General features: G+C 62.4%; 21 protein-coding genes, 1 tRNA gene and 2 pseudogenes. 8 read left to right on the top strand and 16 right to left on the bottom strand.

Translation table 11 applies throughout. The annotated features are described in order from the left end of the window. Window positions 1–33 precede the first annotated feature (33 nt). Window positions 34–540: a Holliday junction resolvase RuvX gene (ruvX, locus tag EN859_RS01415; protein ID WP_127852054.1), complete on the top strand. Its 507-nt coding sequence runs from the start codon at window positions 34–36 to the stop codon at window positions 538–540. Here ruvX and EN859_RS01420 read toward each other — a convergent pair. The 3 genes from EN859_RS01420 to EN859_RS01430 all read right to left on the bottom strand — a co-directional run bounded on the left by EN859_RS01420 (window position 458) and on the right by EN859_RS01430 (window position 3,121). Continuing rightward, entirely contained in the window at window positions 458–799 is a 342-nt protein-coding gene (locus EN859_RS01420) for a DUF6105 family protein (protein WP_127852055.1), read from the bottom strand. The two genes, ruvX and EN859_RS01420, sit on opposite strands and share 83 nt — an antisense overlap. Then, window positions 799–1,359 carry a hypothetical protein gene (locus tag EN859_RS01425; protein WP_127852056.1) on the bottom strand — a complete coding sequence of 187 codons (561 nt, stop codon included), beginning with the start codon at window positions 1,357–1,359 and terminating at the stop codon, window positions 799–801. Before EN859_RS01425 ends, EN859_RS01420 begins: the two co-directional genes overlap by 1 nt. 133 nt (window positions 1,360–1,492) lie before the next feature. After that, window positions 1,493–3,121, bottom strand: coding sequence for a DNA alkylation response protein (locus EN859_RS01430; RefSeq protein ID WP_127852057.1), 1,629 nt, complete (start codon window positions 3,119–3,121; stop codon window positions 1,493–1,495). Between the two features lie 164 nt (window positions 3,122–3,285). Between EN859_RS01430 and EN859_RS01435 the strand changes: the two genes are divergently transcribed. The 4 genes and pseudogenes from EN859_RS01435 (at window position 3,286) to dprA (ending at window position 7,324) form a co-directional block, all read left to right on the top strand. After that, a complete protein-coding gene (locus EN859_RS01435; RefSeq protein ID WP_127852058.1) occupies window positions 3,286–4,251 on the top strand; it encodes an aspartate carbamoyltransferase catalytic subunit in 966 nt (321 codons plus the stop codon). Next, window positions 4,248–5,534, top strand: coding sequence for a dihydroorotase (locus EN859_RS01440; protein ID WP_127852059.1), 1,287 nt, complete (start codon window positions 4,248–4,250; stop codon window positions 5,532–5,534). The genes EN859_RS01435 and EN859_RS01440 overlap by 4 nt, the downstream gene beginning before the upstream one ends. Before the next feature lie 68 nt (window positions 5,535–5,602). Next, window positions 5,603–6,190, top strand: a complete 588-nt coding sequence (plsY, locus tag EN859_RS01445; protein WP_127852060.1) for a glycerol-3-phosphate 1-O-acyltransferase PlsY — start codon at window positions 5,603–5,605, stop codon at window positions 6,188–6,190. After that, window positions 6,187–7,324: pseudogene (gene dprA, locus EN859_RS01450) on the top strand (DNA-processing protein DprA). Before plsY ends, dprA begins: the two are co-directional and overlap by 4 nt. A gap of 241 nt (window positions 7,325–7,565) precedes the next feature. Here dprA and EN859_RS01455 read toward each other — a convergent pair. Further along, on the bottom strand, window positions 7,566–8,069 hold the full coding sequence (locus tag EN859_RS01455) for a hypothetical protein (RefSeq protein ID WP_127852061.1): 504 nt from the start codon (window positions 8,067–8,069) through the stop codon (window positions 7,566–7,568). A 302-nt stretch (window positions 8,070–8,371) separates the two neighbouring features. Here EN859_RS01455 and EN859_RS01460 point away from each other — a divergent pair. Together EN859_RS01460 and EN859_RS01465 are read left to right on the top strand one after the other, a co-directional pair. Beyond that, a pseudogene (locus tag EN859_RS01460) lies at window positions 8,372–8,536 on the top strand (helix-turn-helix domain-containing protein); the annotation flags it as partial. Window positions 8,537–8,682: 146 nt separating this feature from the next. Continuing rightward, window positions 8,683–8,877 (top strand): DUF1059 domain-containing protein, encoded by a 195-nt coding sequence (locus EN859_RS01465; protein ID WP_127852062.1) that lies wholly within the window; start codon window positions 8,683–8,685, stop codon window positions 8,875–8,877. A 286-nt stretch (window positions 8,878–9,163) separates the two neighbouring features. On the opposite strand, the gene EN859_RS01470 is transcribed toward EN859_RS01465, so the two are convergent. After that, window positions 9,164–9,239 (bottom strand) — tRNA-Lys (locus EN859_RS01470). 323 nt (window positions 9,240–9,562) lie between these two features. Between EN859_RS01470 and EN859_RS01475 the strand changes: the two genes are divergently transcribed. Beyond that, window positions 9,563–10,000, top strand: coding sequence for a BA14K family protein (locus tag EN859_RS01475; protein ID WP_127852298.1), 438 nt, complete (start codon window positions 9,563–9,565; stop codon window positions 9,998–10,000). 69 nt (window positions 10,001–10,069) lie between these two features. On the opposite strand, the gene glpK is transcribed toward EN859_RS01475, so the two are convergent. From glpK to EN859_RS01530, 11 genes are all read right to left on the bottom strand, one after another. After that, entirely contained in the window at window positions 10,070–11,563 is a 1,494-nt protein-coding gene (gene glpK / locus EN859_RS01480) for a glycerol kinase GlpK (protein WP_127852063.1), read from the bottom strand. Window positions 11,564–11,660: 97 nt separating this feature from the next. After that, the gene (locus EN859_RS01485; RefSeq protein ID WP_127852064.1) at window positions 11,661–13,388 is read right to left on the bottom strand and encodes an ABC transporter substrate-binding protein; all 1,728 of its coding nucleotides are present in this window, start codon (window positions 13,386–13,388) and stop codon (window positions 11,661–11,663) included. A 78-nt stretch (window positions 13,389–13,466) separates the two neighbouring features. Then, a complete protein-coding gene (locus EN859_RS01490) occupies window positions 13,467–13,760 on the bottom strand; it encodes a DUF2160 domain-containing protein (protein WP_189501619.1) in 294 nt (97 codons plus the stop codon). Continuing rightward, the gene (locus tag EN859_RS01495) at window positions 13,757–14,671 is read right to left on the bottom strand and encodes a carbohydrate ABC transporter permease (RefSeq protein ID WP_127852066.1); all 915 of its coding nucleotides are present in this window, start codon (window positions 14,669–14,671) and stop codon (window positions 13,757–13,759) included. The genes EN859_RS01490 and EN859_RS01495 overlap by 4 nt, the downstream gene beginning before the upstream one ends. 1 nt (window position 14,672) lies before the next feature. Beyond that, window positions 14,673–15,539, bottom strand: a complete 867-nt coding sequence (locus EN859_RS01500) for a sugar ABC transporter permease (protein WP_127852067.1) — start codon at window positions 15,537–15,539, stop codon at window positions 14,673–14,675. Beyond that, window positions 15,540–16,607 (bottom strand): ABC transporter ATP-binding protein, encoded by a 1,068-nt coding sequence (locus EN859_RS01505; protein WP_127852068.1) that lies wholly within the window; start codon window positions 16,605–16,607, stop codon window positions 15,540–15,542. A 9-nt stretch (window positions 16,608–16,616) separates the two neighbouring features. Further along, window positions 16,617–17,696: an ABC transporter ATP-binding protein gene (locus tag EN859_RS01510; RefSeq protein WP_127852069.1), complete on the bottom strand. Its 1,080-nt coding sequence runs from the start codon at window positions 17,694–17,696 to the stop codon at window positions 16,617–16,619. 33 nt (window positions 17,697–17,729) lie between these two features. Then, entirely contained in the window at window positions 17,730–19,256 is a 1,527-nt protein-coding gene (gene glpD, locus EN859_RS01515; protein ID WP_127852070.1) for a glycerol-3-phosphate dehydrogenase, read from the bottom strand. A 128-nt stretch (window positions 19,257–19,384) separates the two neighbouring features. Continuing rightward, window positions 19,385–20,152, bottom strand: coding sequence for a DeoR/GlpR family DNA-binding transcription regulator (locus tag EN859_RS01520; protein ID WP_127852071.1), 768 nt, complete (start codon window positions 20,150–20,152; stop codon window positions 19,385–19,387). 126 nt (window positions 20,153–20,278) lie between these two features. Continuing rightward, window positions 20,279–21,694 (bottom strand): aspartate aminotransferase family protein, encoded by a 1,416-nt coding sequence (locus EN859_RS01525; RefSeq protein ID WP_127852072.1) that lies wholly within the window; start codon window positions 21,692–21,694, stop codon window positions 20,279–20,281. Window positions 21,695–21,776: 82 nt separating this feature from the next. Continuing rightward, entirely contained in the window at window positions 21,777–22,508 is a 732-nt protein-coding gene (locus EN859_RS01530; protein WP_127852073.1) for a peptidase, read from the bottom strand. Between the last annotated feature and the right edge of the window lie 6 nt (window positions 22,509–22,514).

Raw genomic sequence — 22,514 nt, forward strand, 5'->3', positions numbered from 1 at the left:
GTCACGCGACGCTTGCGGGTCAAAGGAAAGCTGTTGAGTATCATCACCATCGAGGAGGTGCCGGCACGGCTCGAAGGCGGCAAGACGCTGGCCGGGCTCGACCTCGGCGACAAAACGATCGGCGTAGCGGTTTCCGACCGTGGCCTTTCCTTTGCCCATCCGCGCCCGGTCATCATGCGCAGGAAATTCTCGCTGGACGCTGCCTTGCTGCTTGCCCAGTTGCAGAAGGACAATGTCGGCGTGGTGGTGCTCGGCCTGCCGGTCAACATGGACGGCTCGGAAGGTCCGCGTGCCCAGAAATCCCGCGCCTTCGTGCGCAACATGGCTACCGTATCCGACCTGCCCTTCGTGCTCTGGGACGAGAGGCTGTCGACGGTTGCTGCCGAGCGGACGCTGATCGAGATGGACTTTTCACGCAAGAAACGCGCCGGCAAGATCGATTCGGCGGCGGCGGCCTTTATTCTGCAGGGAGTTCTGGACCGGCTTCAGTCGCTTGCTGGAAGCGCTCGGACGGAACCGGGTTCATCCAACGGCGCCTGATCCAGGCGGCAATGTTGCGGCGGCGGCGGAATGCCCATAGTGCCGTCAGCAGGAACCCGTCGAAGACGCAGGCCCTTGCCACCATGCCTGGAATGATTGCCGGATCGATGCCCAGCATCTGCCCGTAGAGCTGGAACACCAGGTCGTGCAGTTGCCGGCTTAACATCACGTAGCCGAAATTCATGTCGTTGAGTGACAGGAAGAACCACCCCCAGAACAGTAGGAGTGGCGCCAGCCACAGCGCGAACAGCGTGCGCATCAGCGGCCATCCCCCAGGTTTGTGTCCGATCGGCCGGAGATGCGTGACAGCAAGGAGCTATGTGCGGCTCCCTTTGCCATGACAATGGCGGCGGCGCGGATGTCGCCGTCGACCGAAACCGCGGTAGCAGTTTCCGACCGTCGCTCGGCAAGCATGGCGACATAGGACGCCAGCAGTGCCGCCAGTTGCACGGCGACTACCATGAACAGGCCGTTGATGCCTTGCGCTGCGCCGCCGACCAGGATCAGCGACAACACGGCGGATGCGGAAATGAAGGCAATCCGCACGACGCCGTCGCCGGCGTCCGGGTTTGCCACGACATTGATCAATGTCTCGACGAAGGCCCAGCAGAACAGCACCGCCACGACCAGCAGTGCTATGGCGAGCGGCGCGACGACGATGGCGTTTTCGAGATCGGCGAAGCGTGTGTTCTGGACGGCTACGCCCAGCACGCCGAGGGCTGCTGCAACACCGCGATTGCCGTCGATGCAGATGAACGCCAGCAGGGCGAAAACGACCGCCCAGTGCAAGGCCAGAAATGAGGTCAATACGTGCCGCATGGCGTTCCTGCTTCGGTAGTCAGGACAGTGGGCCTTGCGGTGGGTCATCGCAACGGAAACCATTTGTTAAGGTTAACGGCCATCCACAGACTGGCGAGGTCAGCCGGAAGGCAAAAAATCCCTCGCAGTGATTTCAGTTGGTCGGCGGATACAGCGTATCGATGATCATGCGCGCATCATGGCGCGAATCGAGCATGCCGTAGGTGGTGCGCCACTGGCCGGCGAGGCGCGTCTCGACGAAGGCGTCGGCAATCCGCCCTGCCCCCAGCCGGCGAAGCTCAGCCGCTGCCGCCGACAGCGCCAGTTGCTCGGTGAGCAGGCGGGCCGAACCCTCGTCGGTCGCGGCAACCTGCATCGCCGCCTTGAGCACACCGATGGTGCCGCGTCCGCCAGCGCCGAGGTCGCGGTCGATGCCGGCAAGCACGTCTTCGAACAGGCCTGGTGCGCGGCCAAGCACGCGCAGCACGTCGAGCGCCATGACATTGCCCGACCCCTCCCAGATCGCGTTGACCGGCGCTTCGCGATAGTAGCGGGCGAGCGGCGCTTCCTCGACATAGCCATTGCCGCCGAGGCATTCCATCGCTTCATAGAGAAGCGGCGGCGCGATCTTGCAGACCCAGTATTTGACGACCGGCGTCATGGCGCGGGCGAATGCCGCCTCACCGCGGTCGCTGGCCGCCTCGTCAAAGGACCGCGCCAGCCGGAACGACAGCGCGGTGGCAGCGGCGACATCGAGCGCCATGTCGGCCAGCACGCGCTGCATCAGCGGCTGTTCGATCAGATTGGTGCCGAACACCTGGCGGTGACGGGTGTGGTGGGCGGCCTCGGCCAGTCCGGCGCGCATGATCGCCGATGAGGCGACGGCGCAGTCGAGCCGGGTCAGCGTCACCATGTCCATGATCGTCTTCACGCCGGCACCCGGCTCGCCGACCATCTCGCCGATGGCGTTGACGAATTCCACCTCCGATGAAGCATTGGAGCGGTTGCCGAGCTTGTCCTTCAGCCGCTGGAAGCGGAAGCCGTTGCCGGACCCGTCGCCGAGTATGCGGGGAACGAGGAAGCATGAGAGCCCTTCCGGCGCCTGCCCGAGCACGAGGAAGGCGTCCGACATCGGCGCCGACATGAACCATTTGTGGCCGGTCAGGCGATAGAAACCATTGCCGGCGCGCTCGGCCCTGGTGACGTTGGCGCGCACATCGGTGCCGCCCTGCTTCTCGGTCATGCCCATGCCGAGCGTCAGCCCGGTCTTTTCGACCGGCGGCTTTTGGCTCTGGTCGTATTTGCGCGTCGTCACCCTGGGCGCCCATTCGCGGAACAGCTTTGGGCTTGCCATCAGCGCCGCTAGCGAAGCGCTGGTCATGGTGATGGGACAGAGGTGCCCGGTCTCGAGCCCGGCAGTCAGATAGAAGCGGGCGGCGCGCACCTGATGGCGGCGGCCGATCTCGGCGTCGCCATTTTCCCACACCGAGGAATGCAGCCCATTCGCCACCGAACGGCGCATCAGCGCGTGGTAGGCAGGATGGAACTCTACGAGGTCGATGCGCCGGCCCTGGCGGTCGTGGGTCCTCAGCTTCGGCGTTTCGACATTGGCGAGACGCGCCAGTTCCTGCGCCTCGTGCGTCAACACGAAACGGCCGAGCCCGTCGAGATCCCTGCGCACCGGATCGGAAAAGCGCTCGGCAAGCTGGATCAGCAACGGATCGCCCCGCCAGGCGTTGCCCCCTGCCAGCGGCGGCGGCTGGTTCGTCACGTCGTCGGTCACGCCCTGTCCTTATCATTCGAAGGCCGCGGTCGCGAATCCGAGGCCATCGGCGGTTTATAGCCGAACCTGGGCAATGCGCGCGACGAAAATACCGGGGAGAACCAGCCCAATCCAAAGCAGGTGCTTGCAGCCGCGGAATCTCCACCCTATAGCAGCGCCTTGAGATGACCGACGCTTCGTCCCTGCCGCTCTATCCCCACCGCCATCTTCTGGGCATCCGCGACCTTTCCCCCGCCGACATCGAGCTGCTGCTCGACCGGGCGGACCAGGCCGTTGCGATCTCGCGACAGTCGGAGAAGAAGACCTCGACGCTGCGCGGCCGCACCCAGATCAACCTCTTCTACGAAGCCTCGACCCGCACGCAGTCGTCGTTCGAGCTTGCCGGCAAGCGGCTCGGCGCCGACGTCATGAACATGTCGGTGGCGAGCTCCTCGGTGAAGAAGGGCGAGACGCTGATCGACACGGCGATGACGCTGAACGCCATGCGCCCCGACATCCTGATCATCCGCCACCAGTCGGCGGGCGCGGCGGCGCTGCTGGCGCAAAAGGTTGGTTGCTCGGTGGTCAATGCAGGTGACGGCGCCCATGAGCACCCGACGCAGGCGCTGCTCGACGCGCTGACCATCCGCCGTGCCAAGGGGTCGCTGTCGAAGCTGATCGTGGCGATCTGCGGCGACATCCTGCATTCGCGCGTCGCACGCTCCAACATCATGCTGCTCAACGCGCTCGGCGCGCAGGTGCGCGTCGTAGCACCCTCGACGCTTCTGCCCGCCGGCATCGAGAAGATGGGTGTGATCGTCGCCCGCTCGATGGCCGAAGGCCTCAAGGACGCCGACGTGGTGATGATGCTGCGCCTGCAGCGCGAGCGCATGGAGGGCGCCTTCGTACCTTCGGTACGCGAATATTTCCGCTATTTCGGCCTCGATGCCGAGAAGCTGAAGGCGGCCAAGGGCGACGCGCTGGTGATGCATCCCGGCCCAATGAACCGCGGCGTCGAGATCGCCTCGGAAATCGCCGATGGCCCGCAGAGCGTCATCCAGGAACAGGTGGAGATGGGCGTTGCCGTGCGCATGGCGGTGATGGAGGCGCTGCTCGATCCGCGCCGCAACCAGGAGGGCCGTGGCGCGTGAATACGACGGTCTTCAGCAAAGCCCATGTCATCGACCCGTCACGCGGCGTCGACGAGATCGGCACGGTCATCATCGAGGGCCGCAAGATTGTCGCCGCCGGCAAGGCGGCCTTGAACCAGGGCGTCCCCGAGGGCGCCATCGTCATCGATTGCGCCGGCAAGGCGATCATACCCGGCCTGATCGACGCCCGCGTCTTCATCGGCGAACCAGGTGGCGAACATCGCGAAACCATTGCCTCGGCCAGCGTCGCAGCAGCGGCCGGCGGCGTCACCTCCATCGTCATGATGCCCGACACCGACCCGGTGATCGACAATGTCGCGCTGGTCGAATTCGTGCTGCGCACTGCCAAGGATACGGCGAGCGTCAACATCTTTCCGGCGGCGGCGATCACCAAGGGCCTCGACGGTCGCGAGATGACCGAGTTCGGGCTGCTGCGAGAGGCCGGCGCGGTCGCCTTCACCGACGGGCGCAACACCATCGCCAGCGCGCTGGTGATGCGCCGCGCTCTGACCTATGCGCGCGATTTCGGCGGCGTGGTCGCGCACGAGACCCAGGATGCCGACCTCGCCTCATCAGGCGTGATGAATGAAGGCCTCTATGCAAGCTGGCTCGGCCTTGCCGGCATTCCGCGCGAGGCCGAGTTCATTCCGCTGGAGCGCGATCTTGCGCTGGCGCGGCTGACCGGCGGCGCCTATCACGCGGCAAAGATCTCGACGGCGATGGCGGCAGACGCGGTGACGCGGGCGAAATCGGACGGCGCGAATGTCACATCAGGCGTGTCGATCCACAATCTGTCGCTCAACGAGAACGATGTCGGCGAATACCGCACCTTCTTTCGCCTGACGCCGCCGCTGCGTGCCGAGGAAGACCGGTTGGCGATGATCGAGGCGATCAAGGACGGCACGATCGACATCATCGTCTCCTCGCACGATCCGCAGGACGTCGACACCAAGCGCCTGCCCTTTGCCGACGCGGCGGCCGGCGCCATCGGGCTCGAAACACTTTTGAGCGTGGCGCTGCGGCTTTATCACAATGGCGATGTGACGCTGCTCCGGCTGGTCGAGACGCTATCCACCGCGCCAGCCAGGCTGTTCGGCCTGCCCGGCGGCACGTTGAAGCCGGGTGCGATAGCCGACCTTGCGCTGGTCGATCTGGACGAGCCATGGATCGTCAGCGAGGACGGTATCCGCTCGCGCTCGAAGAACACCTGTTTCGAGGGCGCGCGGCTGCAAGGCAAGGTCTTGCAAACGATGGTTGCGGGTCGCACAGTGTTTTCGGTCTAAGGCCGGAAACCAGCGCTGCCGATGCAGCGCCCTGATCTGGTCGATCAAAGAAAATACCGGGGGAAACAATGGCTTATGGTCCCGTCTTGGCATTGGTGTTCGGCTATCTGCTCGGCTCGATCCCGTTCGGGCTGCTGATCACCCGTGCCGCCGGACTTGGCGACGTGCGCAACATCGGCTCCGGCAATATCGGCGCCACCAATGTGCTGCGCACCGGCAATAAGGGCCTGGCCGCGGCGACGCTGCTACTCGACGCGTTGAAGGGCACGGCAGCCGTACTCATTGCCGGTCGCTTTGCGCCCGAGCTCGGGCTTTTGGCCGGCTTCGGCGCCTTTCTCGGCCATCTTTATCCGGTCTGGCTCGGCTTCAAGGGCGGCAAGGGCGTGGCCACCTATCTCGGCGTCTTGATCGGCCTTGCCTGGCAGGTGGCGCTGATCTTCGCCGTTGTCTGGCTGGCCGTTGCCTTCCTGTTCCGCTACTCCTCGCTGGCGGCGCTGACGGCAGCGGTCGCTGTGCCCATAGCCCTCTATTTCCTCAGCACGCCTGAGATTGCCGGGCTGTTCGCACTGATGAGCCTGATCGTCTTCGTAAAGCACAGGGCAAATATCTCGCGGCTGCTTGCCGGCACCGAGAGCAAGATCGAGACCAAGGAGTGAGCGAGCGTGGCGCCGGGCCGCGCCTCAGCGACCGGCAGCGGCTGAGCTGGCTTCGCCTGATCCGCACGCAGAATGTCGGCCCGGCCTCGTTTCGCGACCTGATCAACCGCTTCGGCTCGGCCGAGACGGCGCTGGAGATCCTGCCCGAGCTGATGATTTCGGGCGGCGCCAGAAAGATGGTCCGCATCCCTTTCCGTTGCCGAGGCCGAGGCGGAGCTGGGAGCTGCCACGCGGGCCGGCGCCCGCTTCGTCGGCATCGGCGAGGCCGACTATCCTGCCTTGCTGAAAAACATGGACCATCCGCCGCCGCTGCTCGCAGTCAAGGGCGAAGGCGCGGTGTTCCGTTTGCCGGCGATCGCGATCGTCGGCGCCCGCAACGCCTCGCTGGCCGCCATCAAGATGGCGCGGATGCTCGCGGCGGATCTCGGCCGCGACGGCTACGGCATCGTCTCCGGCCTTGCGCGCGGTATCGACACGGCGGCGCATCAGGGCAGCCTTCCGACCGGCACGATCGGCGTGCTCGCCGGCGGCATCGACCTGCCCTACCCGCCCGAGAATGCCGGACTGTGCGACGAGATTGCCGAGCGCGGCGGCGCCATCGTTTCGGAAATGCCGTTCGGCTGGCAGCCGCGCGCGCAAGACTTTCCGCGCCGCAACCGCCTCGTCGCCGGTATGGCGCTGGGACTGGTCGTGGTGGAGGCAGCGCAACGCTCCGGCTCGCTGATCAGCGCCAGGCTAGCCGGCGAGATGGGACGGCTGGTCTTCGCTGTCCCCGGCTCGCCGCTCGATCCGCGCGCCTCTGGCGCCAACGGCCTGCTGAAGGACGGCGCCACGCTGGTCACCGAAGCGGCCGATGTTTCAGCCGCAATCGCACCACTGGCCGGAGCACGGACGCCAAGGACGGCACCGCTTGAAGAGCCGCACGACTTTTCGGCAATGCCGCCGCCCGGCGAGAACGACCGCGCCCGCGTCGTCGAGGCGCTCGGTCCGACGCCGGTGGCCGTAGACGACATCATCCGTCACACCGGCCTGCACGCCGCCCAGGTTTCCATGGTGCTTTTGGAACTCGACCTCGCCGGCCGGCTCGAGCGTCACGCAGGCGGGAATGTCTCGGTGGTTTTCGGGGGTTCTTGAGATTTGGCGAGCGATGAGGATGCGTCGGCTCACCAGCTTTCTAGTGCCGTTGGGCTGGATCAATTGAAAGCGGCCGTCGACACGCCAGCGCAGCGGAGTGGCACGTGCGAAATCGATGACGAGCGCGAGCGCACAGCCGACCTTGCGATTGAGCCGCTGAGTCGCTCGCGTCCAGACGGCCTAACCTTTCATCGGGCTCCTCATCTACCCGATGCCTATCGATGGCGGGCCTTGCCACTCGTCAGATCGGTGCCGGATTGATGCCTGCGGCCCTTAACTGCGCCCCAAGCTTTGCTCTCGTGCTGCACGCAGGCTTGTTGCCGGCGATGCACTGTTTGTTCGCGGCCGACCAATCGAGAAGGGCTGCATTGATCCAACTTCCCGGCGGTCTCATCAGACCGGATCCGGCTGTCACCACCGCAGGGTTCGACGAAACCGCCGTCGGCGAGGTCTTCTGGCCACGCGGAGCAAGTTTCCACCCGTTTATGATGAGGCAGTTTTTCATGAACTGGTCTTCCGCCACGGCATTGCCAATCGCGTTGCCAAGCCCGGCGCCCGCGACGAATGCGGGTGATCCAATGGCAATGTACCCCTGGTCGACCGAGCCTGATCTTAATTCACATTGAGCATGCGCGACTTCGAAGCTTGGCCCGTAGCCAATCTGTATATAGTCGGCCTGATTGCTGGTCTGGCAGCCACAAAGCGCGGCGATGGCGCACAGCGCCATCAATACTTTGATTTTCATCCCCGAGCCCTCCCAAGGCAGGGAATGACAATTGCGCAACTTGTCAGATACGGCAAGCGGGAAGTCGTTTCCTGCCTTGTGCAACGTCACCGGCGAAGATGGCACGTGCTAAGATCAAGATGTTGCTTTGTGCGACTGCTGAAGTCGCACAGATTCAGACTCTGTTCCCGACCAAAAAAGCTAAGCAGTTGAAATCTCACGTGTGAGCGACCCGAGCATAGGTGACGTTTTGTACCGGACACATGGGTAACACTTTTGGCTTTTGGCCGGAGGTGTTGATGCCGTAGAGAGAGTGTTCGGTGATGGAGGAACGTCTTCGTTTTGTGGCACGTCTTCTGGACGGGGAAGGCATGAGCGATGTGTGCCGGGAATTCGGGATTTCCCGCAAGACCGGCTACAAGATCTTCAACCGCTACAAGGACGATGGGCTGGAGGCGCTGACGGACCGGTCGCGGCGGCCGGTACGCGCGCTGGCGAGCTCTGTTCGACTCGCCAGCAGCATGGGCGAAAGGCTGACATCTGCGCCCCCGATGGACGTAGATTGTTGTTTGCGTCAGCGTGCAGGAGTATTCTGTTTTGCCGCCGAAAACGGCAAGATTTCCGGGAGGAACCGATGGCACGCAAATACATAGACTGCCGAGAATTCCCGAGTGAAATGAAATGCACCGTTGCAATCTCCGCAGATCGGGAGGACGAACTAATCGAGGCTGCGGTACAACACGCTGTGTCTGTTCATGGGGAACAGGATACGCCTGAGTTCCGTTCCGAGATCAAGAAAGCTATCCATGAAGGTGCACCTGCTGCCTGAAGCCAGGTGGCTCTTGGCGAGCAGCCGAACGCAAACGCAAGGTTCTGCGGGCGCTTAGCCACCGCCTTCTTGATTCGCACTCCGGCGCCGCCGTTTTCGGGGATGAATTCGACGCGGCCGTTTCGAGGGCGCTTGATCACTGGCAAAGAATGGCCTGGTGCCGTCGCTTCAGGCCGCGAACGGGTGGTGCGAGAAAACTATCTCGCACGGCCGTTTTTTCTCGCACAAGTTCCGAGTCTGTTCCTGAGGTCGAAAACCTAAATTATTGATATTTCTTGTGAAATTATGGTGAGCGCGATGGGATTCGAACCCATGACCTACTGATTAAAAGTCAGTTGCTCTACCGGCTGAGCTACGCGCTCCCGCGGGCTCAGAAAGGCCGCCCTCGAAATTGCGCGGAACATAGGGAGAGTGCTGCGGCCGGTCAACCGGAAAAAGATGGCTCGCAAGCTTGGCTTTGCAGCAGTCCGGCAAGGCCTCGCGAGCCGCTTCAGCAAAGGCGAAGTGGACTTCGCCAACGGGGGTCGAAGGTAGGACATTTTGCGCCAAAAAACACGCCCGGGAAAACGCCACGGCGCACCAGAAAACCGTTACAAAACAGCGGCTTGCCATTTGGCCGGAACAATTGCATCTCCCTGCCCGTTTTTTCTTCCAAAGGGACTTCACCCTTTCAAGGAGGAAGACCATGAACAAGGTTGCATCGGGTCTGCTGGCGACCGTAGTGTCAGTTTCATTCGCAGCTTCGGAAATCGTACCGGTAAACGCTGCGCCGGTCTATGCGCCGCAAGGTCAGGTGATTTCGTCGGATGTTCAGACTGTCGATCACCGGCGGTGGATGAGGCATCGCAATTTTTCCCGCGATGATGGCATGTATTGGCGCGGCCATCGCGGCTATCGGCACTACCGTCATGGCTATCGCCGCCACGGCGACTTCTGGTTCCCGCTGGCTGCCTTCGCCACCGGCGCGCTGATCACCGGCGCGATCCTCAACAACCAGAATCGTGTCTATCGAGGCGACGCCCATGTGCGGTGGTGCTATAACCACTACCGGAGTTATCGTGCTTTCGACAACACGTTCCAGCCCAACTATGGTCCGCGCCGGCAGTGCATCTCGCCCTATTGATCTGGTGAGCTGAGATCTTGATAGAGCCCGTGCCGGCAACGGCGCGGGCTTTTTATTCTGTCCGCAAATTTACTGTGTGCTCAGCGTTCTGCGCACGGCATTCCGCCAGCCTGCAAGCTTGGCCGAACGGGCGGCAGCATCCATGTCCGGCTTGAACCGTCGGTCGAGTGCCCAGGTCTTGGCGAACTCCCCGGCATTCGGCCAGACACCTGCCTTTGAGCCGGCCAGCCAGGCGGCGCCGAGTGCGGTCGTCTCGAGAATGTTCGGACGGTCGACCGGCGCGTCGAGGATGTCGGCCAGCCGCTGCATGGTCCAGTCCGATGCCACCATGCCGCCGTCGACCCTGAGCACGGTTTTCGCTGAGCCGCTCCTCCAGTCCTTGCGCATCGCGTCGAGCAGGTCGCGGGTCTGGAAGGCGACGGATTCCAACGCGGCGCGGGCAAATTCCGCCGGGCCTGAATTGCGGGTCAGCCCGAAGATGGCGCCGCGCGCCCCGGCGTCCCAATGCGGCGCGCCGAGCCCGACGAAAGCAGGCACCAGATAGACTTCTTGAGTGGGGTCGGCGGTCGCCGCCAGGGTGCCGCTCTGCTCGGCCTTGCCGATCACCTTGATGCCGTCGCGCAGCCATTGCACGGCCGCACCGGCGATAAAGATCGACCCTTCCAGCGCATAGGTGGTCTTGCCGTTCAGCCTGTAGGCGATGGTGGTCAAAAGCCGGTTCTTCGAGCGCACCAGATCGCTGCCGGTGTTGAGCAGGGCGAAGCAGCCGGTGCCATAGGTGGATTTCATCATGCCCGGCTCGAAACAGGCCTGGCCGATGGTCGCCGCGTGTTGGTCGCCGGCCACGCCAAGAATTCTTATCTCGGCGCCGAACAGACTTTTCTCAGTGATTCCATAATCATCGGCACAATCCTTCACCTCCGGCAGCATTCTTGCCGGTATGCCGAGAATAGCCAGCAGCTCATCGTCCCAGCTATTGTTTTCGATGTTGTAGACCAGTGTGCGCGAGGCGTTGGTGGCGTCGGTGGCGTGAACCTTTCCGCCAGTCAGCCGCCAGATCAAAAAACTGTCGATGGTGCCGGCCAGCAATTCGCCTTTCTCGGCGCGTTTTCTGGCACCCTTCACCTTGCCCAGCATCCAGGCGATCTTGGTGCCGGAGAAATAGGGGTCAAGCAGCAGGCCGGTCTTGCGGGTGAACTTCTTCTCCAGGCCTTGGCTTTTCAGCTTCTGGCATAGCGGCGCGGTGCGCCGGTCCTGCCAGACAATTGCGTTATGGATCGGCTTGCCGGTCGCCCTGTCCCAGATGACGACAGTCTCGCGCTGGTTGGTAATGCCGATCGCAGCGACATCAGGTGCGTTGCGGCCGGCCGTCTTCAGCGCAGCCTTCACCGTTGCCACGACGCTCGACCAGATTTCCTCGGGATCATGCTCGACCCAGCCGGAGGCCGGATAATGCTGGGCGAATTCCTTCTGCCCGCTGCCCACGACCTTCATCTTGCCATCGAACAGGATCGCCCGGCTCGATGTCGTTCCCTGGTCGATGGCTAGGATGTATCCGGTCATTCTCCCTCCCCGTCAGTCGTTTACACAAACAGGGGAGACGGCAACATGCCGCCTCCCCAAAGTTGCTACGCGGGCTCGGACGCCCGCATCAACAGTCTTACTTCTGCCAGCTCTTCACCAGTTCGTCGTAGTTGATGGTGATCGGCTTTTCCTTCTCGTTCTCGATCTTGAGCTGAGGAGCGAGATTGCCCTTCTTGACCGCGTCGGCGTTCCAGTAGGCGAGGTCATGCTCTTCGGCCATCTTCGGACCGATATCGCCCTGGACGCCCGACTTCTCGAGACGGCTCATGACCTTTTCCTGCTCGGCGCAGAGCGAGTCCATCGCTTCCTGTGCGGTCTTGGCGCCGGACGACGCATCGCCGATCGCCTGCCACCAGAGCTGCGCCAGCTTCGGATAGTCCGGCACGTTGGTGCCGGTCGGCGACCACTGGACACGCGCCGGCGAGCGGTAGAACTCGATCAAGCCGCCGAGCTTCGGAGCCCGCTCGGTGAAGCTCTTGTCGTGGATCGTGCTCTCGCGGATGAAGGTCAAGCCGACATGGCTCTTCTTCACGTCGACGGTCTTCGAGGTGACGAACTGCGCGTAAAGCCAGGCGGCCTTGGCGCGGTCGGTCGGCGTCGACTTCATCAGCGTCCAGGAACCGACGTCCTGATAGCCGAGCTTCATGCCGTCCTTCCAGTAGACGCCGTGCGGCGACGGCGCCATGCGCCACTTCGGCGTGCCGTCGTCGTTCAGCACCGCCTTGGCGCTGGCGTCGACCATGCTGGCGGTGAAGGCGGTATACCAGAACATTTGCTGGGCAACCGCGCCCTGCGCCGGCACTGGTCCCGATTCGGAGAAGGTCATGCCCTGCGCTTCCGCCGGTGCGTAAGCCTTCAGCCAGTCGAGATACTTCTGGATCGAGTAGACGGCGGCTGGGCCGTTGGTGTCGCCGCCACGCGCGGTGCAGGAGCCCACGGGCCGCGAATTCTCGTCGACCTTGATGCCCCATTCGTCGACGGGCAGGCCGTTCGGGATGCCCTTGTCGCCGTTGCCGGCCATGGACAGCCAGGCGTCGGTGAACCGCCAGCCGAGTGACGGGTCCTTCTTGCCGTAGTCCATATGGCCGTAGACCTTCTTGCCGTCGATCTCACGGCCGGTGAAGAACTCGGCAATGTCCTCATAGGCCGACCAGTTGACCGGCACGCCGAGGTCGTAGCCGTACTTGGCCTTGAAGTCCGCCTTGTTCTTCTCGTCGTTGAACCAGTCGTAACGGAACCAGTAGAGGTTGGCGAACTGCTGATCGGGAAGCTGATAGAGCTTCTTGTCGGGCGCGGTCGTGAACGAGGTGCCGATAAAGTCCTTCAGGTCGAGGTTCGGGTTGGTAACATCCTTGCCGTCGCCCGTCATCCAGTCGGTCAGGTTGCGCACTTGCTGGTAACGCCAGTGCGTGCCGATCAGATCGGAGTCGTTGACCCAGCCGTCATAGAGATTCTGGCCGGTCTGCATCTGGGTCTGAATCTTCTCGACGACGTCGCCCTCCTGGATGGTGTCGTGCGTGACCTTGATGCCGGTGATGGCGCTAAAGGCCGGCGCCAGCACCTGCGATTCATACTGATGCGTGGCGATGGTTTCGGATACGACCTTGATCTCCATGCCGGCGAAAGGTTTCGCGGCATCGATGAACCATTGCATTTCGGCTTCCTGGCCGGCGCGGTCGAGCGTCGAAAGCTCGCCGATTTCCTTGTCCAGGAAAGCTTTGGCCTCGTCCATTCCGGCATAGGCGTTGCCTGCCCCGAGCAATAGGACAAGCGCAGTTGTCGATGTTAAAAATTGCCGTCGCATGTGTTTCCTCCACTTTAACAGGTTTAAGTGCGATCTGGGGCGGCCGCCGGCACGCGGCCGCTCCAACAGTTTCCCCCTCTATACGTAGCGGAACACGCCGACGGCGTAGACTACGGAGAGAGCGAGAGCCCACCACAGGTTGGGTCCGACAAGACCCAGCCAAGCGAGATGGATAAAGGCGCTGCCAAGCAGCGAAAGGAAGAGGCGGTCGCCGCGCGTCGTCTCGAAGCGCAGGACGCCGATGCGCGGATTGCCGCCCGGCGAGGCATATTCCCACGCCGCCATGCCGCAAAGCAGCAGAAAGATCGTTGCAAAGAAGGCAGCAGTCGGCCACGTCCATGCCATCCAGGAGAAGTCGAGATTCACTGTCACACCCTCCCCAGGGCAAAGCCCTTGGCGATGTAGTTGCGGACAAACCAGATGACGAGCGCACCGGGGATCAGCGTCAACACGCCGGCGGCGGCGAGAAGTCCCCAATCCATGCCGGCAGCCGAAACCGTGCGGGTCATGGTAGCGGCGATCGGCTTGGCATCGGTGGTCGTCAGCGTGCGGGCGATCAGCAGCTCAACCCACGAGAACATGAAGCAGAAGAAACACGCCACGCCGATACCGCTGGCGATCAGCGGCATGAATATCCTGACGAAGAAGCGCGGGAACGAATAGCCGTCGATATAGGCCGTCTCGTCGATTTCCTTCGGCACGCCCGACATGAAGCCTTCGAGGATCCACACCGCCAGCGGCACGTTGAACAGGCAATGCGCCAGCGCCACGGCGATATGGGTGTCGATCAGGCCGAAGGCGGAGTAGAGCTGGAAGAACGGCAGTGCGAACACCGCCGGCGGCGCCATGCGGTTTGTCAGCAGCCAGAAGAACAGGTGCTTGTCGCCGAGGAAGCGGTAGCGCGAAAAGGCGTAAGCCGCCGGCAGTGCCGCGGCCACCGAAATCACCATGTTCATAACGACATAGGTGATCGAGTTGATGTAACCCGAGTACCAGGACGCATCGGTGAAGATGGTGACGTAGTTAGCGAGCGTCGGCTGGTGCGGGTAGAGCGTCAGCGAGGAGACGATCTCGGCATTGGTCTTGAAGCTCATGTTGATGAGCCAGTAGATCGGTAGCAGCAGAACGATGATGTAGATCGTCGGCACGACCCACCACCAGCGCGATTCCTCGCCGCGGCGCCGCATCAGCTTTGCGATCTCGTCCTGCGACAGCGCGCTGGTGAGCCCATCCGAAACTGCCGTCTCGCTCACTCTGTCGGTTCTTTCGTTGGCGCGGCTCATTTCAGCGCTCCGCGTCGTAGCTGGTCATCACGGTGTAGAACACCCAGGACAACAGCAGGATGATAAGGAAGTAGACGAGCGACATGGCCGCGGCCGGACCGAGATCGAACTGGCCGAGTGCCGTCTTGACCAGATCGATCGACAGGAACGTCGTCGAGTTGCCGGGACCGCCGCCGGTGACGACGAAGGGCTCGGTGTAGATCATGAAACTATCCATGAAGCGCAGGAGCACGGCGATCAGCAGCACGCGTTTCATCTTGGGCAGTTGGATGTAGCGGAACACCGCCCAGCGCGAGGCGCCGTCGATCTTCGCCGCCTGATAGAAGGCATCGGGAATGGAGACCAGGCCGGCATAGCAGAGCAGCACGACCAGGCTGGTCCAATGCCAGACGTCCATGACGATGACGGTGACCCAGGCGTCATACTTATCCTGCACATAGTTGTAGTGAATGCCGAGCGCATTGACGTAGTAGCCGAGCAGACCGATGTCGTTGCGCCCGAACACCTGCCAGATGGTGCCGACGACGTTCCACGGGATCAGCAGCGGCAGCGCCATCAGCACCAGACAGACCGGCACACCCCAGCCCTTCTTCGGCATGTTGAGCGCGATGAAGATGCCCAGCGGCACCTCGATGGCCAGGATGATGAAAGAGAAGATCAGGTTGCGGGCCATCGCTTCCCAGAAGCGGCTTGAGGAAAGCAGTTCCTCGAACCATTCCGTGCCTGCCCAGAAGAAGACGTTGTTGCCGAACGTGTCCTGCACCGAATAGTTGACGACCGTCATCAGCGGGATGATCGCCGAAAAGGCCACCAGCACCAGCACCGGCAGCACCAGGAACCAGGCCTTGTTGTTCCAGGTCTTTTCCATCTATGCCCCCATCTCAACGCGCCAGGAATCGGCATAGATGTTGATGCCGGCCGGATCGAAGCGCACCTTGGGATCGGCCGGCACGGTCTCGTCCTCGCCGATCACTGCTGCGATCTCGCGGCCTTCGAGATTGGCGCGGACCACCTTGTGGCGGCCGACATCCTCCACCTTGCTGACCTTGACAGCCATGCCGTCGTGGCCGAGCCGCACATATTCGGGACGGATGCCGAGCTCGATGGCGCCGCCGTCGGCCTTGGGCACGCCGGGCAGTTCGATACGCTGCGAGCCGATCCTGGCCGTCTTGCCATCGATCGCCACCGGCATGACGTTCATGCCCGGCGAGCCGATGAAATAGCCGACGAAGGTGTGGCGCGGGCGCTCGAATAGTTCGGCCGGCGAGCCAATCTGCACGATCTCGCCGTCATACATGACGACCACCCGGTCGGCGAAGGTCAGCGCCTCGGTCTGGTCATGTGTGACATAGACCATGGTGTAGCCGAAACGGCGGTGAAGCTGCTTCAACTGCGAGCGCAGCACCCACTTCATGTGCGGGTCGATGACGGTCAGCGGCTCGTCGAACAGGATGGCGTTGACATCCGAACGCACCAGACCGCGGCCGAGCGATATCTTCTGCTTCTGGTCGGCGGTCAGCCCGCGCGCCTTCCTCTTCGCCCACGAGGCGAGATCGATCATCTCCAGCGTCTCGCGCACCTTGCGGTCGACATCGGCTTCCGGCACGCCGCGGTTGCGCAAGGGGAAAGCCAGATTGTCGTAGACGGTCATGGTGTCGTAGATGACCGGAAACTGGAACACCTGGGCGATGTTGCGCTCCTGCGTCGACAGTTTTGTCACGTCCCTGCCGTTGAACAGCAAGCGGCCGTGCGAGGGATGCAGCAGTCCCGAAATGATGTTGAGCAGCGTGGTCTTGCCGCAGCCCGACGGGCCGAGCAACGCATAGGCGCCGCCGTCCTCGAAGATGTGGTGCACTTCCTTTAGCGCGAAATCGGCGTCCGTGCGCGGGTTCGGCAGATAGGAGTGGCGGATGTGGTTGACGTCGATGCGCGCCATCGTTTCCTCCTAAGCCGCCAGCTTCGGCGCGGCCACGGCGCGGCCGTGCTCGTCGAAGACCATAATGTGGCGCGGGTCAATGAACACCTCGACCTCGTCGTCAGGTTCGAAATCGCGGATGCCGTGGGTCAGCATGACCCAGCGGGCGTCGGCGAAATCGAGATGGATGAAGCTCTCCGACCCGGTGATCTCGGTGATCGTCACCTTGGCGCGCACCGGCACGGCGGCGACGTTTGGCCGCTCGAGCGAAAGATGATGCGGCTGGAAGCCGATCGTATAGCTTGCATCGGCGATGCCGATGAGCTCGGCAGGCACCGGTAGTTTCACCCCACCCTCGAGCAGGAAATCCGCACCTTTCTTGGCGAGCACGATGGTATTGAGCGGCGGATCGGCAAACGTCCTGGCTGTCACCAGATCGACCGGCTTGCGGAACACCTCGATGGTCGGCCCGAACTGGGTGATCTTGCCTTCGCAAAGCGTCGCCGTGTTGCCGCCGAGCAGCAATGCCTCGTGCGGCTCGGTCGTGGCATAGACGAAGATGGTGCCGGACGCGGCGAAAATCTTCGGCAGTTCTGCCCGCAACTCCTCGCGCAACTTGTAGTCGAGATTGGCGAGCGGCTCGTCGAGCAGCACGAGGCTGGCGTTCTTGACGATGGCACGCGCCAGCGCGGTGCGCTGCTGCTGACCGCCGGACAGGCTGAGCGGCGTGCGGTCGAGATAGGGCGTCAGCTTGAGAAGGGCGGCGGCATTGCGCACCTCCTTGTCGACCTTTGCCTGCTCGGTGCCGGCCACTCTCAGCGGCGAGGCGATGTTCTCGTAGACGGTCATCGCCGGATAGTTGATGAACTGCTGGTAGACCATGGCGACGTTGCGCTTCTGCACCGGCATGCCGGTAACATCCTTGCCGTCGAACAGAACCGAACCTGATGTTGGCACGTCGAGGCCGGCCATCAGCCGCATCAGGCTGGTCTTGCCGGAGAGCGTCGGCCCGAGGAGAACGTTGAGCGAGCCGTGCTGAAGCGTCAGCGACACGTCGCGTATATGCTCCGCAGCACCGACCGTCTTCGTCACGTTTCTCAGTTCCAGCATGATGCCTCCTCCCAGGCTTTCTGCATCAGTCGGCTATTCGGCAGCCGCGACGTGGCGGCGGCTTATGCCGCGCATGAACTCGTCCAGCGCTGCGGCCTGCTCGCGGCTGAGATGCAGGCCGCGCTTGGTCCGGCGCCACAATACATCTTCGGCGGTGACAGCCCATTCGTTTTGAACGAGGTAGCGCACCTCGGCCTCGTAGAGATCGGCGCCGAAGTTGCGGCCAAGATCGGCATTCGATCTGGCGAGACCCAGCAGCATCCTTGCGCGAGTGCCGTAAAGCCGGGTCAGCCGGCGGGCGAGACGCGCGTCGAGAAATGGATAGGCCGTCTTCAGCTTCGCCACTTCCGCGTCAAAACCGGTGGCCGGAAAATCACCGCCCGGCAACGGTGCGGTGGCAGTCCACGGTTTGCCGCGCTTGCCAAGGAAACCTTCGATCTTCTCCAGCATCGATTCAGCCAGCCGGCGATAGGTAGTGATCTTGCCGCCAAAGGCGTTGACGATCGGGGCAGCGCCCTCGCCTCCGTCGGTCTTCAGCACATAATCACGGGTCGCCTCCTGCGCCTTCGAAGCGCCGTCGTCATAGAGCGGGCGCACGGCCGAGTAGGTCCAGACGATGTCCGAACGCTTGACCGGTTGCGCGAAATATTCGCTTGCCGCCGCACAGAGATAGTCGATCTCGGCATCGCTGATCTTCACCTCATGCGGATCGCCGGGATAATCCCGATCGGTGGTGCCGATCAGCGTGAATTCTTCCTCATAGGGGATAGCGAAAATGATGCGACCGTCCTTGTTCTGGAAGAAATAGGCGCGCGGGTCGTCGAATTTCTTGCCAATGACGATGTGGCTGCCCTGCACCAGCCGGACATTGTGCACATCGTTCAAGCCGACCGTAGCGGACAAAACGTGATCGACCCACGGACCGGCGGCATTGACCAAAAGCCGCGCCTTGACCTCCTCGGTGTCACCGGACAGCACGCTCTCCAGCCTGACCCTCCAAAGATTACCTTCTCTGCGCGCGCCGACGACTTTCGTGCGGGTTCGAATCGTCGCACCACGATCGGCGGCGTCACGGGCATTCAGCGTCACCAGCCGCGCATCGTTGACCCAGCCGTCGGAATATTCGAAGGCCTTCCGAAACAACGGCTTCAACGGCTTGCCGGCAGGATCCTTTGTCATGTCCAGCGTCCGGGTCGCCGGCAGCAATTTGCGTCCGCCGATGTGGTCGTAGAGGAAAAGGCCGAGCCTGATCAGCCAAGCCGGACGCAGGCCCTTGGCGTAAGGCAGCACGAAGCGCATCGGCCAGACGATGTGCGGCGCGTTCTTCCACAGAACCTCGCGCTCCATCAGCGCTTCGCGCACCAGGCGAAACTCGTAGAATTCGAGGTAGCGCAGGCCGCCATGGATCAGCTTGGTCGAGCCGGAAGAGGTCCCGCTGGCCAAATCGTTCATCTCGGCGAGAAAAACCGAAAAGCCGCGCCCAACTGCATCGCGGGCAATGCCGCAGCCGTTGATGCCGCCACCGATGACGAAAATGTCATGGATCGGGGATGCGTCCACAAAGTCCTCCAGCGATTTCGCATTGCAGCATTTTTGGTCTTTTGCGAAACCATGTCGGAATTATTTCGAAATAGGAACGAATGTCAAACGAAAAATCGCTGGCTTTCGATGGGTGCGCTCGACAGCGTCTAGCCGAGCGCTGTCTCAATCAGTTGAACCTCCGCTTCCTCACAGATCTTGCGCACCGACGGGATGTCGCAGCGGTCGGTGATGAAGGTGTTGACCTGCGACAGATGGCCGATGCGAACCGGAGCGGTGCGCTCGAATTTGGTCTGGTCGGAAACCAGGATGACGTGCCGGGCATTGGCGATGATGGCTTGCGCCACCTTGACCTCGCGGAAATCGAAATCGAGCAGCGCACCGTCATGGTCGATGGCCGAGGCGCCGATCACCGCATAGTCGACCTTGAACTGCCTGATAAAGTCGACCGCCGCCTCGCCGACCACGCCGCCGTCGGAGCCGCGAACGACGCCGCCGGCAATCACCACCTCGATCGTAGGATATATGCGCATCCTATTGGCAACGTTGATGTTATTGGTAATGACCATCAGGCCGTTGTGGTCGAGTAGCGCCTTACTGACGGACTCCGTCGTAGTGCCGATGTTGATGAATAGCGAGGCATTGTCCGGGATCAGCTTCGCTGCTGCGCGACCGATCGCTTCCTTCTCCTCGGCGGCGATCTTGCGCCGCGCCTCATACTCCATGTTCTCGATGCCGGACGGGAACAGCGCCCCACCGTGGATGCGGGAGAGCAGCCGCTGATCGCACAAATCGTTGAGATCCTTGCGGATGGTCTGCGGCGTCACGCTGAAATGCGTTGCCAGGTCTTCGACCAGCACGCGGCCATGGTCCTTGGCCATCTGGATGATTTCGGCATGACGCGGCGACAGATACATGGACGACCCTCCCGTTTTCGTTTTTCTTGTCTATATCTGAAAACGAAAGTGATGAAAAGGCATAAGCCGGCTAATGAAAATCTCATAGCTGCAAACGCAAACCTGGCGCAAGCTCGACAAGTCAAATCAAGCCAGTCCACGCGCGATTTCGGTGACCACGTCGAAAGCCGCGTCGACGTCCGCCGCCGTCGTCTCGAACTGGCCGGCCTGGAAGCGAATCGCGACCCGCCCATCCACCCGCGTCTGCGTCAGGTAGATGCGGCCGTCGTCGTTGATTGCGTTGACGAGGCGAAGGTTATGTTCGTCGGGATCGACCCCGGATGATGCAGCCAGATGCCGGAACGAGAACAGCGACAGCATCGGTTCGCTGACGATCTCGAAATCCGGCTCCATGGCCAGCCGCGCGGCAAGGCTTTCGCTCCAGGCGACATGATTGCGAATCATGTTCCGCAGATTTTCCAACCCGTGGGCGCGCAGCAGGAACCAGAGTTTCAGCGCTCGAAAGCGCCGGCCGAGCGGCACCGACCATTCGGAATAGTTGATGATGCCGTCATGACCGTGGGTCTTCAGATAGTCCGGCTTGATGGCGAGCGTCTTCACGTGGCTTTCCGGATCGCGCAGGAACTGGATGGAGCAATCGAACTGAGCGCCCAGCCATTTGTGCGGGTTGAAGACGATAGAATCGGCCTTTTCGACGCCCGCCCAGAAATGCCGGTATTCCGGGCAGATCATCGCCGATCCGGCCCAGGCAGCGTCGACATGCAGATAGAGCCCGTGCCGCTCAGCCACTGCGGCAACTCCAGTGATGTCATCGGTGCCGCCGGTGCTGGTGCCGCCGACGCAAGCGACGATGCCTGCCGGCAGCATACCGGCTTGCCGGTCGGCGACGATCGCCGCTTCGAGGGCTGCCGTATCCATGGTGCGAAAGCGGCCGGCAACCGGGATACGGACTAGATTGTCCTCGCCGATGCCGGACACCCAGATCGCCCGGTCGATCGAGGTGTGAACCTGGTCGGATGAGTAGATGCGCAGCCTCGGCTGCCCGGCCAGGCCTTTCTTGTTTCCCTGCCAGTTGAGTGCGCGCTCGCGCATGGTCAGTACGGCGGCGAGCGTCGCCGACGAGGCCGAATCCTGGATGACGCCGGAAAATCCGTCCGGCAGGCCGAGCGCCTGGCGCATCCAGTCGACGGTTCGCGTTTCGAGCTCGGTCGCCGCCGGCGAGGTCTGCCAGAGCATGCATTGCGCAGCCATCGCCGAGACCAGATATTCGGCCACCACCGAAACGGGTGCCGCGTTGGCAGGGAAATAAGCGAAGAAGCGCGGATGCTGCCAGTGCGTCATGCCCGGCACGATCTTTTGCTCGAAGTCGGCGAAGATTGCGTCCATCGGTTCCGCTGCTTCGGGTGGCGAAGCCTCTATGCTCCCAAGGATGTCACCCGGCTTGACCCGCGGCCGCACCGGCCTGCCCCGCAGCGTGTTGCGGTAGTCGGCGCCCCAATCAGCGGCGCGCCGCGACCATTGCCGGAAGTCATCGTTGTTCATTGCATTTCCCTGGAATCCATCAGGCACCGTCGATCGCTGCGGCAAGCACCATCAGCAGTTGGCGGCGAAACCGAAGCCCTGTCTATCCCGGAAAATCGGGCAGGCTGGCAAAGGCCGCCTTCAGCGCGCTCGACCAGCCGTCTGAAATGGTGCGATAGTATTGATCGTCCTGGCCTATCCGCTTCTTCAGGCTGACCTTGAAGGCATCCTTCTCATAGAAAAGCAGGTCGAGCGGCAGGCCCACCGACAGGTTCGACTTCAGCGTCGAATCGAACGACACCAGTAGCAATTTCACAGTCTCGGCCAGGCTCATTGTCTTTTCATAGGCCCGGATGATGATCGGCTTGCCGTATTTGGTTTCGCCGATCTGGAAGAACGGCGTGTCGTCGGTCGATTCGATGAAATTGCCTTCCGGGTAGATCATGAACAGGCGCGGTGCGCTGCCCTTGATCTGGCCGCCGAGGATGAAGGAGGCGTTGAAATAGGAATCCGCCTTGTCGCCGGACGGGGACGAGCTGGCGATGACTTCCTTGACTGTGTCGCCGACCAGCCGCACCGTCTGATACATCGAGGGCGTTTCGAGCAGCGTGGCATGGCGATCCTCGACCGCCTTGGTGCGCTCGTCGAGCAGGCTGACCACGGCCTGCGTCGTCGCCAGGTTACCGGCCGACATCAGCACGATGACGCGTTCGCCCGGCTCTTCCCAAACATGCATCTTCTTGAAGGTCGAGATCGAATCCATGCCGGCATTGGTGCGCGTGTCCGACATGAACACGAGCCCGCGATCGATCTTCAGGCCGACGCAATAGGTCATCGAATC

Source organism: Mesorhizobium sp. M00.F.Ca.ET.216.01.1.1, from assembly GCF_004010325.2.
GTDB lineage: Bacteria > Pseudomonadota > Alphaproteobacteria > Rhizobiales > Rhizobiaceae > Mesorhizobium.

What these genes read in the sequence shown, in the direction of transcription:
- EN859_RS01420 (WP_127852055.1), bottom strand. Translation starts at nt 799, where the DNA reads ATGCGCACGCTGTTCGCGCTGTGGCTGGCGCCACTCCTACTGTTCTGG.
- EN859_RS01425 (WP_127852056.1), bottom strand. Translation starts at nt 1,359, where the DNA reads ATGCGGCACGTATTGACCTCATTTCTGGCCTTGCACTGGGCGGTCGTT.
- EN859_RS01435 (WP_127852058.1), top strand. Translation starts at nt 3,286, where the DNA reads ATGACCGACGCTTCGTCCCTGCCGCTCTATCCCCACCGCCATCTTCTG.
- plsY (WP_127852060.1), top strand. Translation starts at nt 5,603, where the DNA reads ATGGCTTATGGTCCCGTCTTGGCATTGGTGTTCGGCTATCTGCTCGGC.
- EN859_RS01455 (WP_127852061.1), bottom strand. Translation starts at nt 8,069, where the DNA reads ATGAAAATCAAAGTATTGATGGCGCTGTGCGCCATCGCCGCGCTTTGT.
- EN859_RS01465 (WP_127852062.1), top strand. Translation starts at nt 8,683, where the DNA reads ATGGCACGCAAATACATAGACTGCCGAGAATTCCCGAGTGAAATGAAA.
- EN859_RS01475 (WP_127852298.1), top strand. Translation starts at nt 9,563, where the DNA reads ATGAACAAGGTTGCATCGGGTCTGCTGGCGACCGTAGTGTCAGTTTCA.
- glpK (WP_127852063.1), bottom strand. Translation starts at nt 11,563, where the DNA reads ATGACCGGATACATCCTAGCCATCGACCAGGGAACGACATCGAGCCGG.
- EN859_RS01485 (WP_127852064.1), bottom strand. Translation starts at nt 13,388, where the DNA reads ATGCGACGGCAATTTTTAACATCGACAACTGCGCTTGTCCTATTGCTC.
- EN859_RS01495 (WP_127852066.1), bottom strand. Translation starts at nt 14,671, where the DNA reads ATGAGCCGCGCCAACGAAAGAACCGACAGAGTGAGCGAGACGGCAGTT.
- EN859_RS01500 (WP_127852067.1), bottom strand. Translation starts at nt 15,539, where the DNA reads ATGGAAAAGACCTGGAACAACAAGGCCTGGTTCCTGGTGCTGCCGGTG.
- EN859_RS01505 (WP_127852068.1), bottom strand. Translation starts at nt 16,607, where the DNA reads ATGGCGCGCATCGACGTCAACCACATCCGCCACTCCTATCTGCCGAAC.
- EN859_RS01510 (WP_127852069.1), bottom strand. Translation starts at nt 17,696, where the DNA reads ATGCTGGAACTGAGAAACGTGACGAAGACGGTCGGTGCTGCGGAGCAT.
- EN859_RS01520 (WP_127852071.1), bottom strand. Translation starts at nt 20,152, where the DNA reads ATGTATCTGTCGCCGCGTCATGCCGAAATCATCCAGATGGCCAAGGAC.
- EN859_RS01525 (WP_127852072.1), bottom strand. Translation starts at nt 21,694, where the DNA reads ATGAACAACGATGACTTCCGGCAATGGTCGCGGCGCGCCGCTGATTGG.
- EN859_RS01530 (WP_127852073.1), bottom strand. Translation starts at nt 22,508, where the DNA reads ATGACCTATTGCGTCGGCCTGAAGATCGATCGCGGGCTCGTGTTCATG.